This window comes from Methanobrevibacter sp. YE315, assembly GCF_001548675.1.
Taxonomy (GTDB): domain Archaea; phylum Methanobacteriota; class Methanobacteria; order Methanobacteriales; family Methanobacteriaceae; genus Methanocatella.
In genome coordinates, this window is record NZ_CP010834.1 from 2,107,587 (window position 1) to 2,123,799 (window position 16,213).

The following is a 16,213-nucleotide window of genomic DNA, read 5'->3' on the forward strand; positions in this document are numbered from 1 at the left end:
GAAAATGCAAAAATATTAATTTAGAAATGTAGATGAAAAAATAAAAAAAGTATAGAGATTGAAAAATCTCTATTTCAACATGATTTTCCACAGCTATGGGCTGTTGTTTTTAACTGTCGCACTACCAGTGAAGCTAACACTTTTATTTCCAGATAATTTTTTAGCATATAAAGTGTTGTAAGTCACTGAAGACTTAGTATTTTTCAAATCAACAGAATATTTACCTGTAGTATTTACAGTGTTATCCTTGATAGTTGCAACACCGGCAACAACTTTAATACCAATAGTTTCTATACCAAATTCCTCCCAAATGGATTCATTACCAATATTAGAACCTTTAGCATTAATATTACAACTATATACAGCTAATTTAGATGCTCTTGAAGCAATACCTGTTGTGTAATTACCCTTAAGATCAATATTATTTCCGGAAACCTTGCTTTCAACATCACCAAGGGACATACCGAAAGTGGAGTAAGCTTCAGCATAAATAATATTGTCTATGTAATCGGCTTTAACATCAGCACCGTTCATACCTGAATAGATACCATAAGCGGAAGTGACACCATAGATATTTAATGTATTGCCACTGATTACACCGGTAGCAGGACCTTCAACATCAATACCATCTGCATAATAAACATCAGAGACGATATCCAAATTATTATTGGTAATTGTGAAATCATCACCTGAAATTATAATACCATAAATGTAGGTATGGCCATTGGCTGCAATATCGTTGTTTGAAATCCTAGCATTAGCAGAATTCTTAAAGTCTACAGCATAGATGGTATCATAACTACCGCAAACACCCTTATAGTTAACGGTGATTAAATTAGCATCGAATTGGATATCATCGGAGTCTTGCACTACAACACCTTCAGAAACAGGGAAGCTTACCCAATTACCAGATCCTTCAGGAATTTCAGCCCAAGGAACATAACAGGAAACCAACTTAGCTGTTATGGTGTTGCCACTAACAGTTGCTTTTTTAGCATTGGAAATTAAAACCGCATTATTTATAGCAGTACCTTTAGTAGCACCAACATACTTAACATTGTTCTTAAGCATGTTCAATTTTTTAACACCTTCAATAGCAATAGCATATGCATCCTTATCCTTATTTCCAGTGAGTTTAACAACATTACGTGAAACTGCCATATTTCTACCGGAAACAGCAATACCTACACCAGGGCCAGTGATTTTATTATATGCCAAATTAGCATTACCTGAAACGACTTTAATACCAACGGTTTCAATTCCGAACTCTTCCCAAATGGACTCATTACCAACTTCAGAGGAAGTCATGGTAATCTCATTATACTTAGCAGTCAACTTATTAACTTTAGAAGCAATACCAGTAGTATAATTAGCTTTAAGAATAATCTCGTTGTTTAAGATAGTGCTTTCAACATCACCAAGACTCATACCGAAAGCAGAATAAGCTTCAGCATAAATTTTGTTTTGAGTATAATTTGCTTTAACGTCAGCACCATTCATACCTGAATAGATACCATAAGCAGAAGTGACACCATAAACATTAATAGCATTATTCTCAACTACACCAGTAGCAGGACCTTCAATATCAATACCGTTAGCATAATACACATCAGACTCGGAATCAATATTATTACCGGTAACATTGAAATTGTCACCGGAAATGATTAAGCCGTAAATGTAGGAGTGACCTTTAGCATCAATATTATTACCAGAAATCACAACATTATCAGAATTCTTGAAATCAACAGCGTAAATAGTATCATAACTACCGCAAACATTAATATATTTAATATTAATTATGTTAGAGTCAAATACAAGATTATCAGAATCTGATACTACAACACCTTCAGAAACAGGGAAACTTACCCAATTACCAGATCCAGACGGAATTTCAGCCCAAGGAACATAACAGGAAACCAAATCAGCCTTGATAGTGTTGCCACTAACAGTTGCTTTTTTAGCATTGGAAATTAAAACCGCATTGTTAATACCAGTACCTTCAGTAGCACCAACATACCTAACATTATTTCTAAGCATGTTCAATTTGGTTACTCCATCAACAACAATAGCATAAGCATCTTTATCCTTATTAGCGGTTAATCTGATTACATTACGTGAAACCGCCATGCTTTTACCGGAAACAGCAATACCTACACCAGGGCCAGTGATTTTATTATATGCCAAATTAGCATTTCCAGAAACGACTTTAATACCAACGGTTTCAATTCCGAACTCTTCCCAAATGGACTCATTACCAACTTCAGAGGAAGTCATGGTAATCTCATTATACTTAGCAGTCAACTTATTAACTTTAGAAGCAATACCAGTAGTATAATTAGCTTTAAGAACGATATCATTGTTTAAGATAGTGCTTTCAACATCACCAAGACTCATACCGAAAGCAGAATAAGCTTCAGCATTGATGACATTGTCAGTATAGGTAACCTTAACGTCAGCACCATTCATACCAGAGTAAATGCCATAAGCGGAAGTGACAGCGCAAGCTTTGATTGCATTAAGCTCAATTACACCAGTGGCAGGACCTTCAATATCAATACCATTAGCATAATACACATCAGACTCGGAATCGATATTATTGCCGGTAACATTGAAATTGTCACCGGAAATGATTAAGCCGTAAATGTAGGAGTGACCTTTAGCATCAATAGTATTACCAGAAATCACAACATTGTCAGAATTCTTGAAATCAACAGCGTAAATAGTATCATAACTACCGCAAACATTATTATATTTAATATTAATTATGTTAGAGTCAAATACAAGATTATCAGAATCTGATACTACAACACCTTCAGAAACAGGGAAACTTACCCAATTACCAGATCCAGACGGAATTTCAGCCCAAGGAACATAACAGGAAACCAAATCAGCCTTGATAGTGTTGCCACTAACAGTTGCTTTTTTAGCATTGGAAATTAAAACCGCATTGTTAATACCAGTACCTTCAGTAGCACCAACATACCTAACATTATTTCTAAGCATGTTCAATTTGGTTACTCCATCAACAACAATAGCATAAGCATCTTTATCCTTATTAGCGGTTAATCTGATTACATTACGTGAAACCGCCATGCTTTTACCGGAAACAGCAATACCTACACCAGGGCCAGTGATTTTATTATATGCCAAATTAGCATTTCCAGAAACGACTTTAATACCAACGGTTTCAATTCCGAACTCTTCCCAAATGGACTCATTACCAACTTCAGAGGAAGTCATGGTAATCTCATTATACTTAGCAGTCAACTTATTAACTTTAGAAGCAATACCAGTAGTATAATTAGCTTTAAGAACGATATCATTGTTTAAGATAGTGCTTTCAACATCACCAAGACTCATACCGAAAGCAGAATAAGCTTCAGCATAAATTTTGTTTTCATTATAATTTGCTTTAACAGCAGCACCGTTCATACCTGAATAGATACCATAAGCGGAAGTGACACCATAAACATTAATGGCATTATTCTCAACTACACCGGTAGCAGGACCTTCAATATCAATACCATTAGCATAATACACATCAGACTCTGAATCAATATTATTGCCTGTTATATTGAAGTTATCACCGGAAATAATTAAACCGTAAATGTAGGAGTGACCTTTAGCATCAATATTATTACCAGAAATCACGGCATTATCAGAATTCTTGAAATCTACAGCATAGATTGTATCATAAGATCCACAAATGTCTGTATAAGTAACATTTACATTATTATCCGCAAATTCAACATCATCTGAAGAATCCACAACAATACCTTCAGAAACAGGGAACATCACCCAATTACTGGAACCCGGCGGAATTTCCATCCAAGGGACATAACTAGAAACTAATTTTAAATTAAATTTGTTTCCATTGATTTGTGCACCGCTGGAATTATAAACACGAATTCCATTATTAATACCAGCACCTTGGGTTGTACCGACATAATTAATTTCATTATTAATAAGTTTTATTCCTTTTGAGGAGTCTGCATCTATTGCATAACCATAAGAATCAGTTATAGCCTTAAAATTAATAATTGTATTTTCTATTTGAACATCAGATGCATCTAAAATGGAAATAGCGTATTCACCATTATTTTGATTAATAGTAAAATCAGTGATGATTACATCATCAGATTCAATATCAATAGCAATATTTTCAATTGTAGCATTATTACCGACGAATTTTATTGGACGGTCAACCACAATTGTATCAACACCAACGCCGGAAATATCTCCTTTAAAAGTCAATTCATTTGAAGTGACATTTGATAACAATGATCCTGTACTATCGAAATAGTTGTAAAAGGTATCATTAGTTACGACATTGGCACTATTTACACTTACTACCTGATTATCATCAATAGCAAGAGTTTCAACATCCATTACTCCATCATCTAAAGCAATGACATCTGTATTATCATCAGCAGCAAAAGAAGCGCTCAATGACAACATCAAAACACAAAGCATGATGAATGGAATAATAAAACCTTTTGCCTTAATAATTACACCTCGTTTTAATAAATATCAAAAATTATCATAGCCTATGAAAATAAAATACTTGACTATTATTTAATAGTATATGATTTAAAAATATTTAAAGATAATTAAAGAAAAATTGAATAAAAAATAAAACAAAGATTATAAAATACAATTTAATTGAAAATCTGTTTATAAAATTAAAAAAAATTGGAAAAAAATATTAAAAAAGCAACACATTAAGCATTATTTAATTTGCTTAAAATGTGCTCATTCCAATTATTTAACAACGATTTTATTAGTCACTTGTGTGCCCTTCCATTTTGTAATGATTTTGTAGGTGCCTGCAGTATTGAATTTAGCAGTGTATGTTACATAACCATTACTGTCTGTCTTAGCAGTAGAGGATACTCCATTAACAACAAATGTGATTACTTTGCCTGCACCAACATATTTTCCATCAGTGCCAACAATACGCACCTTATGTGTTACAGCAGATCCTACACTTGCGGATAAATCCTTGCTACCCTCAATCAATGGTTTTACAGTAATTGTCTTAATAGCAGTTGCCACATTATAATTGTTTTGGCCATTGGTGTAGATTTTTATCGAATACACACCATTTGTAACAGAACTTGGCAAGTAGATATAACCATTTTTATCAGAAACAAGAGAATGCCAATTTTTACCAATTTTAACATCTACTGCTTTATTTTTAATAACAACACCATTTGAATATTTTATCATGGCTAAAATACCACCAGGCCCAACATAATCAAAAATACTTATTATAACACCTGTGCCTGAAATTACAGACAATTTGGAAGTGGTTTCAGCATCTTTATAATAAGGCACCTGTTTGACACTTGCGACAACATCATACTCACCTAAATCCAATGCGTTTGTCACATCATAACCAAAAGTAGCCAAACCATCTTTATTGGTTGTAGCAGAACCCATAAGAGTCAATCTGCCTACGGAATTTTTCCTGTTAAATTCGACAGTAGCACCTTTAATCGGATTTCCTAATTCATCTTTTACAGTTGCAGTGAATTTGGCAGTTTCACCTTGGAATCCTGAAAGTGCAGGAACGGATACGACAAGATTTCCTTTGACTATTGTGGATAAAATGTCAAATGTAGTAGTTTTGTAATTATTTTTAGTAAATACTCCAGTAAATGTATAAGTAGCAGGAATGTAAGATTCGTCAAATTTATAATCGAAATTAGCTACACCATATCTGACTTTTGTATTGGTTATCAAATTACCTTCAATATCATAAACTTTTAGGAATCCACCATTTGCTTGACTACCAAAAGTTACCTCAAAATTGCCTGTTCCCAAATATGGAACTCTGACATTATTGGTTGTTGGATTGACAACATATTTGTAATTACCAGAGACATTATTGTTTTTAGCATTATTTACAGCTTTGTCCCCGATTCCTTTTTCAGAATCCAAAAGATTATTTGAAATTACATTATTAACAGCAATAGTGTTTTGAAGTACTGCATATCCTTTTTTAGAATAAACTTCATTATCTTCTATGTAGTTATTGCAAGAATTTGATTTGAGATGAATTCCAGCATTTCCAGTGCCGATAGAATCCAGAACAGTGATTGTTAAATCTCTACCATCACCATTTGAATTAATCTTATTTGATATAATCCTATTGTTGTTACCATTGCAGAATATGACAGCATAGGTTTGTCTTCCGTTTGCATTAACGACATTGTTGGATACTATATTATTGTCAGACATATATCCTTCAATACCGTAAACAGCCTGTCCTTTTATAATGACTGTATTATTATCGATTGTAGAGTTGCTGCAGGTTTCTAAGTAGATTCCATATACGACAATACCATTATCATCAATTACATTATTTTTGATAATTGTATTCCATGATTCATGACCTACAATAATACCTTCCTGACAATATGAAGTACAATTGATAGTTATCTTGTTACCGTCAAAGACTGTGTTGGTTGCACCTTGGCCTTCTGGAGCGCTGTGTCCAGTATTATATCCTAAAACACCCATACCATAAATATAATTATCCTTACCGCTTACGAAAACATTATTGTTGGATAATGTGTTGTTATGGGAGTTAAAGTATACGTCAATTCCAACCAAGGAATTAGTTGAAGATGTTGGACTGTATTTTTTAGCCAATTTGGAAGTCACTTTAACATCATTGCCAGAAACATTGTTGTTTGATGAGTATAATAATAAAATTCCGTATGTTCTATAAATTTCTGAAACGACATGTGCAGTTCCCATATTATAAGCTTTTCCATCAATACAAAGCTCTCCACCATCTACACAGTAAGATTTACCATCGATTACAAGCTCATTACCATCAATACAATATCTGGTACCGTCAATGACAATTTCATTGCCGTCAATACAATAAGATTTACCATCAATAGTTATCTCATTACCATCAATACAGTATCTTTTACCATCGATTACAAGCTCATTACCATCAATACAATATCTAGTGCCCCCGATTACAATCTCATTGCCGTCAATACAATAAGATTTACCGTCAATAGTTATCTCATTACCATCAATACAGTATCTTTTACCGTCTATAACAACTTCATTACCGTCAATGCATACTTCAGGCCTAAAGCTATAAACTTCCCCGGTACCACTGGTGGTAATTGTGTTGTTTGCAAAATTACAATCCTCGGAAGCATATGAAAGTAATGTATAAGTTAAATAATCACCGTCAGAGCTAAGCTTATTATTAAATACATCCACAAAGGTTGATTCCAAGATATAAATCGCATAAGCCGCTTTTGAATCTTTTACTGAAATATCATTATTAACTATTCTGACACCCGGAGCCTGATTTACATAGATACCCCAAGCATTTACCCTATTGGTAGCGTCATTAACTATTTTCAAGTTTTCAATCAAAACATTTCCGGAAGTCACCTTAAAGGTGGAATTTGAGAACAATGCATTTTTCTTGTTACTTGTGATTTTGACAGCTTTGTTCACAAGGATGATTTTGTTTTGGAAATTGCCTCTGAAATCTAAAATATCCCCATCTTTTACCTCGGAAGTCAAACCACCGTTAGCATCGATATATTTAGCATAATTACTGGCAGTGATAACAAATGTATTTCCGTTGAAAATGTAACTTGGTTTTGAACCATCATAAACTCCAGCCGGCAAACTGATTAATCCATTGCCGATGATGGTATTGTCCTTAGGACCGATTGTACATGTGTCAGCCTGAACACCACTTACATCTATTGCATATTTATTTCCTGTTTTGATTGTGTTTCCAATAACTGTAACATAGGAAGGCATTCTTTTTGAACTTAGCTTTTCAACTAAGACTCCGACACCGCTGACTGAAGTAATATTGTTTTTTGTAACATAAAGACCAGCCACTTCCATTTTCTGGTTGATACCGGAACCATATTCTGTGACAATGACATTATTTTTGATAGTAACATTAGCACCTGGAGCAAAAATACCTCTACCGTCACCGGTTATTGTAACTTTATTATTGTTTATAATGGTATTGTCAGTACCTGAAATTCCAGCACCTGTATTAATGACTTTAGAGTTGATGATTTCATTACCAACAATCTGTGACTCATAACTACCTACAATACCAAATTCTCCACCGGTTACCACATTAAGATTATTGTAATCAGCACCTGTGAGATTAACAATTGTATTGTAAAATATTTTATTAGCAGTACCATCGGTTGATATTCCTCTATAAGCACCGATTACAGTATTGTATTTAATTGTATTCCTATCACCCATAACCTGAATTCCATAACACCATGATGTAGGGATTACGTTAATGTGGACTGTGTTTCTCATAATGGTATTGTAATTTGAATTTCCACCCATTGGGGAAGTACCAAAGTTTGATAAATAAATACCGTTTGCATCGTCAGCTTCAACATTATTGCTTATCAAATTATTGTGGTGAGAACCTGTAACAAGCAATGGAGTAGTTGACCTGGATCCATGACCATAAGTCACCCCATATGCAGTCAACTCATTGTTTGTTACGTTATTGTAATTGGAGTTGTTGGCTAAACAAATACAATATGCGGCTTCTCCTGTATTTTTAATTACACAATTGCTTATTACACAGTTTGAAGCTGAATTTAAAAATATTCCTACAGCCCTTTGACCGTTATTCTGAATATTCAAATTGGATACTGTACTTCCTGAAGCTCCACTAAGCAGAGTAATCTTTGAATTTTTTAAATTGGATGAGACTCCAATGATATTTAGAGACTTATCAAAAATAAAGTTGCAATCGGAAAAAGCACCACTTAATTTAATAGTATCTCCAGGATTTACACCTTCTCTTATAAAATTACCTTCATTATCGAAATTACTTGCATAATTGCTTGAACTGACCGTGTAAGTTTTCGGAGCAGACAAGACCACCTCATCCGAACTTTGTTCTAAAACGTTATCGTTATTGTCAGATATCTCCAACGTATCTGAAATAGAATTATCACTACTTAATGTCGTATTTATATCATCAGCAGCGCTGACTGCACCAATAGATAATAATATAAGTAGCAATAAAACAAAAATCTTAATCTTTTTGCTCATATTATACCTCATCAAATTGAATTTATAAAAATATTTTAAAGTTTAATTAAAATATACTTTAAAAATTTTCTAATATATTATTAGTTTTGATAAAATACAATATTTAAAAATTTCTAAAAAAAGTAAAAAATATATGATGACTAACTAGTAATCATCATAATCATCATCGTCAGTTTTAGCATATCCAACCAAGAAAATTGCAATTAGAATGATAACTGCAATAATTACGAATATAGGCATGCTTGACTCTGTTGGAGCTGCAGCGGATTTGGATGCTGATTTTTGTGAAAGTTCATAGGCTTTAGCACTGGCACTAGCACCAGATGAATCCTGTGAAGTTTGAGGGTCTGCAACTTTTGCATCACCTGTTTCACCTTGATCTGCTCCGAAAGCAGTTTTGCCCCCTTCACTTGAACCGTCAGATTGTTCCTGAGTGGTTCCATTAACAAGTATCTCTTCGGTTGCATCATCATTTCCATTGTCATTGGCTTCACCTTGACTGTCCCCATTATCATCCATAACGAATAGTGGGTTAGTATTTGTAGCCTGAGCAAGAATTTCGGCGAATTTTTGCTTTTGAGCTGCAGTCAAAGAGCTCATTTGAATAAGCTGTGAATTGAAAGCCAAATTCTTACATGTGTGGTGACAACATGCAACACCATAGTCAATAACATTATCTATATAGGTGTCTACTAATTTCTGAACCCTAGACGCATCAATGTCACAGAGTCCTTGTTGAGCCATATAAATTAACCATGCAGTGGAAGATTGTGCACCTGCCGCTGTGGAAGAACCTGTCACTCCGCTGGCGATACCAGTTATTACATCCGCCAATTGATTACCTAACTCGCTGTTTAGCTTTTCACCACTTAAAACTTGGGTAACATACATATTCTGATATCTGGCTGCAAGAGAATTACTACCTGCAGCAGTACCGACTAATGAATTGAAATAATTAGGATTCAACAACATGCTACGAATCTCAAATTCGACTTCTTCATTATAATTTCTTGAAACGTAATTGTTCTTATTCCTAATATCGACGAATGCAGTGTCTGGTTTATCCTTACCGGATTTTTCCTTCAAGATATTAGCTGCATTATACAATCCACCAAACCAGTCATAGTAATCATCAGAGTCAAATAATCTCCATGAACTGTCAAAGTTTTGGGAAATCAAATCAACATTATCAAGTAAATGTTTATAGTTTTCCTTTTGCTTATTGATAACAATATTGCCTTTTTCATCCAATGTCCAGGAGTAGGATACCTTATTTAGATAGATATCTGATGCAACTTCATTTACAGTGGATATGTTCCAGTCTGCAGTATTTGGAATGAAAGTGGACATACCAGTTCCTTCCAATACATTACCCGGAAGACCAAACAACCTATCCAACATTGGGTTTTCTGCATAATGTTTTATGACATAATTGTTAGTTTCATCTTCGCCGGTAGCATTTAAAGCTAAGTTGACTGAAGTCAACATCCAAGTAATCCAATCCTTATTATTTGTAACCATACTAGCAAATACGTCAACTCTAGGCCTGTTTACAACACTGCCATTATTCAATTTTACAGTTAGATTTTCTAATGGAAGCTGTTCAACACCTAGAACTTTTCCGTTATCCGCCCATACTGGTTTACAACCTAATAAATACATGAATTCAGCAACACCAATACCTTCTGTTCTGGAGATTTCTGTACCCCATAAGATTAATGAAGTCAATTCCGGCCATTTGCCGTGTTTTTCAAAGTAATCTGCTAAAAGCAAATCTACAATTTTAACAGCAGATTCATAAGCCGCATGAGATGGCATCCTTGTTGGGTCAGAAGCATAACCGTCATAACCAACAGGTATAGAATCACCATAAGACGGGTCAGCGAACAATCCTGCTTTTACATAACGTCCGGATAATGCGAGCAAAATTGCATTCCATTCATTATTTCTTTGAATGTTTTCAATAATGCTTCGACAATATACTGTTGAATTATATAAAGCAGTGCCTTCTTTAATATCCAATTCTTTATTTAATTCTTCTACACTAGTTCCATTAACAAGACGGACTGCATAATCTTTCAAGAAGGATTTAATAGCTCTAACTTCATTATCATATTTAAGATTGCCCTGCAAGTCATCATAGAATTTCAAGCCTTTTAAATCAGGATATAAGAATTCAGTTAATTGATCATAAATCCTAGTTTGGGAAGTAACAATTGTAACGACCTCTTCAGAGAGTTCATAACCGGATAAGATTTTACCTATTGTATGGAGACCATACGTATTGAAATCGTCTTCCATAGCATCTAAATAAATGTGTAGTTCATCTATCCAATCGGAAAAAGATTCATTTTCGGAAAGGTTTCTGAAACCTAACTCCGGAGCTAATTTTAAAATCTTATCCCTGTAAGATTCCGCATTTGAAGTTACATTAAGACTTAACTGTTCTTTATAGTAATTAATATAATTTTTCAATACAGTATAATTACCGTATAATTCAGATGAAACCATTGCTGGAGTCATGTGGGTAATTACTAAAGCAGAACTTCTGTCTCTTGCAACCATTGCTTCACCGGGGTTGGATACAATATAAGGATATACAGTAGGGATTAAAGACAATTCAAAAGTCCAATCTCCAGGGAATGCACCTAAGTTTACACCAGGCAACCACTCCACTGTTCCGTGAGTTCCCATACTAACAATAGCGTTCATATTAGCGGTTTTTTCCATCCACTCGTAAAATGTCACATATTGCTGGTGTGGAGGAATGGTTAAACTGTGATAATCCTTAACTTCTTCCCAACCTCTACTTGGCTGGAAGGTTATGAATACATTACCGAACCAGATTCCAGGGATTACAATATACTTATCTTTATAAACCATTGCAGGGCCTAGGTTATCCCCCCAATAGCTAATCATTTCGTTATATAATTCATCTCTAACATCAGCAGTCAATTGTTCAAATTCTTTAAGAGAAATCAATTGATGATGTTTCATTAAATAATCCCAATTATCTTCAACATATTTTTCAAGCAATCCTGATGCCCAAGACCCTTTGTTGTTCATGTCAAAAATTAAATCGGTTAAATTTTGTAATGTTATTTTATTAATTGTAGTTCCGTTTATCTTAAATCCTTCATTTGAATTTATAATAAACTCATTGTAATCATCAGAATATTCTACAGTTCCGCCAATATCATATCCCTGAGCATATAACTTTAAAAGCAAATCAAAAGTACTGCTAAATACATCCAAATATGAAGCACCGATTTCTGCCTTACCCGGCGGATAATTATACAACATTATGGAAATATTCTTATCAGAATTATTTAAATCATGCAAATCGGCCCATTTACAATTTAATTGCACCATCTTATCGACACCTTCCTGGATAACATGAGTTTTACCATAGACGTCAACATAAGTTAATGCAACTTGGCCAAAAACACCCTCAAAACTTGGATAAGTAACCATGAATGTCCATTCAGCTTGAGGACCTAAATCACTATTGTAACTGTATTCTGAAATCTCAACAATACCTTTCAATACATGCAAATCAATGTCAGTTAAATCCGGTTCTGCAGTACCATTAGCGTAATCTAAAGACCAGCTGCATAATGAGTTTATCGCAGATATGCCTACTGTTGAAATATTATTAATCTTATTTATAATCTCTGACATAGGAGGCTGAGTTCCTGTTTTAAATACGTTAAAAGCAGGTCTGCCTTTAGCTTCATAGCCTCTAATTAATGCTTCGCTTACTTCTTCACCACCATAGTAAGAAGCTATGGCTATGAATGGCTTATCAGGATGGAACATTTCAATATAATCGTGCTCAAATGTTTTAAATAAACCGGTTGGATCCAATTCCTCTGTTAACCAGTCCACATAATTTTCTGTCATCCAATTTAGACTACCATCAGAACTATGAGTGTAACCGGGATTTTCATGAATCCATGAATTAATCAATGTTCCGTTAGGTGTTAAACTGTACAAACCTAAATCCGGATGGTAAAATCCACATTCAGGAGACATTAAAGGAGCATTATTCTCATCTAAAGTCGGATCAGAATACTTTTGAGGATTAATCAAATAGCAGACATAAGCTAAATAATTCTTCATGTTACTTATTAGAATATCAGACTCTGCAATATCACGGGCTTGGAAATAAGAACCTATGTACGTATTTTCAATAGTGTCAAAGGTATTGTTTTTTGCAGAAGCACCGACAACATGCAAACCGGTATTGTCTAAAATCTGCTTTGAATAAACACTGAATGTATATGCGACATTATACTCGGCATTGGCTGGTGACCTTGCTAACAATTCCTTTAAATATTTGGCTGTCAGAACGCTGTATGCGGATTCAGAGAACATGTCAATGTGCATAAACTTTGCATATTCAACTAACCAGGATCTAGATGTATCAAAATCAGTTGTACTGATAAAAGCAACTCTTCTGGACATATTCATTAATACATCAACCTTCTCATTGTGGGAATTATAATCTACCAATAGCAATATGTCGGGAACAAACATTACATCGTCAATATTAACAGTTCCGCTTTTATGAGTAAAATCAATCTCATCCAATTTGATTGGTTCATAAGTTAAATAGCTAACCTCTAAATAATATTTGCTTGATCCCAAATTTTTAATTGCAACATTACCCTTTGAATCGGTTTTATGTGTTGAAATCAATTTATTTGAAGAGTCGAATACCTTGACTGTAGCTCCGGCCAGATCAAATCCGTCTTCATCCCAAGTTTTGCCTGTTTCGTTATAAGAGTCAGTTACATGAACATTAATTACATTACTGCCTGCTGTTAAATTCCCCTCATCTGATTGAGAGCCTATAACTTTTGGAATTAGATGATTCTGCGTCAATCCATCCTGTTCTATTGGAGTACCCACTACATCAGATATTGTTTTACTATCTCCTGCAAATACTCCGTTTACAGAAAATATAAGCAATATAGATATAATTAATGCGAATAATAACCTTTTATTAATTTTTACCGTATTTTCACCTCCTTTCAAATTAATCATGTGAAACATAGCAATTCATACTATGATATTTAAGTTATATTTGACAACTTATAAAACTTACTAAATTTTTTTGTAATATACTAATTTTCAAGCAATCTTAAAATTAATAAGATAGATTTAAATAATCATTTGACTAAATAAAATGTACTAATATAATAGAGGTGAGATTGATGCGCAAGATTAGTATTGGTATGATTATTTTATCAATAATCATTATAGGAATGCTTATCCCGGTAGGCTTTTCAGGTCAAGTCGATCCGGTTGTAATAACCTACGGCGAGACCACACATGCAAATCATGAATACAAAGCCACTGTAGATAATTTCTTTAAAACTCAATCAAATGCAGATTTAAGCAAAGCAAACTCAAAAATAATAACTGCTGATGACGTGAACAAAATTTCAAGCTCAATAACTGGAAAGACTTACAGTTCAAGCCAAATTTTCTCCTCAGCATTAGTTGACTTAAACGATAATGACAAACTGGAAGTTAGTGTTGACAAATCAACAATCACAACAATAACTGGGGATATGTACCTATCAGCATTAAAATCCTCTGGAATTACAAGCGGACACGTATATGTAACAAGCCCTGTTGTAGCAACCGGTGAATCAGCTTTAGCCGGAATCATGAATTCATATGAAGTTGCTACCAATGTTGAAATTCCAGATACCGTGAAAGAAGCAGCTAACAATGAAATTTATACTGAAGCTGAAATCGTTGAAAATTCAAATGTTAGCGCAGATGACTTATCCAAATTAGTGGATGACGTGAAAGAAACAGTACAAAAAGAAAACGTTACAGACCACACAACAATTGTAAACATAATTTACAATTACACTGTTGTGAACAATATAAATATCACAAACAATGATATTGAAAACCTCGCAAGCTCCATTGAACAAATACAAAACGTTCAAGGAGACATCAACAATTATGAAACAGAAGTAAACAATGTTTTAAACAGCAGCGAGGTTAACTCTGCAAAAGGACTTTTAGATGGATTATTCGGATAATAATCCATTTTATACTTTTTTTTAATTAATAATATATTTCCCAAAAGACATATTATTTTTATATAGTGATTTTTATGAAGTGGAATATCGGAACTGTTGAAATAGATAATCAGGTTGTTTTAGCGCCAATGGCTGGAATATGCGATTCCCCATTTAGAACCATCGCCAAATCAATGGGCTGTGGACTCATATGTACTGAAATGGTATCCGACAGGGGCCTCATATATGACAATACCAGAACACAGGACATGCTGCAGATGACAGATTACGAAAGGCCAATTTCCCAGCAGATATTCGGATCGACTCCCGAGACAATGAAAAACGCATCGGCCTACATCTACGAGCATATGCATCCGGACATCATCGACATCAACATGGGATGTCCCGTTCGAAAAGTCGCCATAAAAGGCCAATCCGGAAGCGCACTTTTAAAAGACCCTGACAAAGCATATAAAATAGTATGTGAAGTAGTAGATACGGTTCCAGTACCAGTTACAGTAAAAATCAGAAGCGGATGGGACAAGATAAACGCTTTAGAGATGGCCAGGCTTATTGAAGATGCCGGCGCATCAGCCATTACAGTCCATCCACGTACCAAAGAGCAAAGTTATTGTGTTGATGCCGATTGGTCAATAATCAAAGACGTTAAAAATGAAGTTTCTATCCCAGTCATTGGAAATGGTGACATCAGAACCTGTTTTGATGCAAAAAGAATGCTTGATGAAACATCATGCGATGCAATAATGATTGGAAGGGCTACACTTGGAAATCCATGGCTCATCAAACAGTGCGTTGAATACCTGGACAATGGAACAGAACCTAAAAAGGTAACAAAGGAAGAAAGGTTTGAAATGATAAAAAGGCATACGGAATTGCTTTTTGAAAGAAAACCCGAAAAGGTGGCCATTTCCAAAATGAGAGTTCATGCTGCATACTACTTAAAGGGATTATATAGAAGCGTGGAAATAAAACCCAAACTATTTAAAACAACCACAAAAGAAGAACTGTACGATTTGATTGAAGATTACCTGAAAATATTAAATTATTAAATAGGCTGT

5 protein-coding genes are annotated in these 16,213 nt (G+C 34.3%); 2 read left to right on the forward strand and 3 right to left on the reverse strand.

Translation table 11 applies throughout. The annotated features are described in order from the left end of the window. Positions 1-93: 93 nt before the first annotated feature. The 3 genes from TL18_RS09795 to TL18_RS09805 all read right to left on the reverse strand — a co-directional run bounded on the left by TL18_RS09795 (position 94) and on the right by TL18_RS09805 (position 14,139). Positions 94-4,458 carry a hypothetical protein gene (locus tag TL18_RS09795; RefSeq protein WP_067044924.1) on the reverse strand — a complete coding sequence of 1,455 codons (4,365 nt, stop codon included), beginning with the start codon at positions 4,456-4,458 and terminating at the stop codon, positions 94-96. A gap of 303 nt (positions 4,459-4,761) precedes the next feature. Further along, on the reverse strand, positions 4,762-9,090 hold the full coding sequence (locus TL18_RS09800) for a right-handed parallel beta-helix repeat-containing protein (RefSeq protein ID WP_067044927.1): 4,329 nt from the start codon (positions 9,088-9,090) through the stop codon (positions 4,762-4,764). A 144-nt stretch (positions 9,091-9,234) separates the two neighbouring features. Then, on the reverse strand, positions 9,235-14,139 hold the full coding sequence (locus TL18_RS09805) for a cobaltochelatase subunit CobN (RefSeq protein WP_082706461.1): 4,905 nt from the start codon (positions 14,137-14,139) through the stop codon (positions 9,235-9,237). Positions 14,140-14,309: 170 nt separating this feature from the next. Between TL18_RS09805 and TL18_RS09810 the strand changes: the two genes are divergently transcribed. Both TL18_RS09810 and dusB read left to right on the forward strand, forming a co-directional pair. After that, positions 14,310-15,155, forward strand: coding sequence for a DUF1002 domain-containing protein (locus TL18_RS09810; protein WP_067044930.1), 846 nt, complete (start codon positions 14,310-14,312; stop codon positions 15,153-15,155). Positions 15,156-15,229: 74 nt separating this feature from the next. Continuing rightward, the gene (dusB, locus tag TL18_RS09815) at positions 15,230-16,204 is read left to right on the forward strand and encodes a tRNA dihydrouridine synthase DusB (RefSeq protein ID WP_067044934.1); all 975 of its coding nucleotides are present in this window, start codon (positions 15,230-15,232) and stop codon (positions 16,202-16,204) included. The last annotated feature ends 9 nt before the right edge of the window (positions 16,205-16,213 follow it).

Excerpts from the sequence above, each read along its gene's own strand:
- TL18_RS09810 (WP_067044930.1), top strand. The coding sequence starts at position 14,310 with ATGCGCAAGATTAGTATTGGTATGATTATTTTATCAATAATCATTATA.
- TL18_RS09800 (WP_067044927.1), bottom strand. The coding sequence starts at position 9,090 with ATGAGCAAAAAGATTAAGATTTTTGTTTTATTGCTACTTATATTATTA.
- TL18_RS09805 (WP_082706461.1), bottom strand. The coding sequence starts at position 14,139 with ATGATTAATTTGAAAGGAGGTGAAAATACGGTAAAAATTAATAAAAGG.
- dusB (WP_067044934.1), top strand. The coding sequence starts at position 15,230 with ATGAAGTGGAATATCGGAACTGTTGAAATAGATAATCAGGTTGTTTTA.
- TL18_RS09795 (WP_067044924.1), bottom strand. The coding sequence starts at position 4,458 with ATGTTGTCATTGAGCGCTTCTTTTGCTGCTGATGATAATACAGATGTC.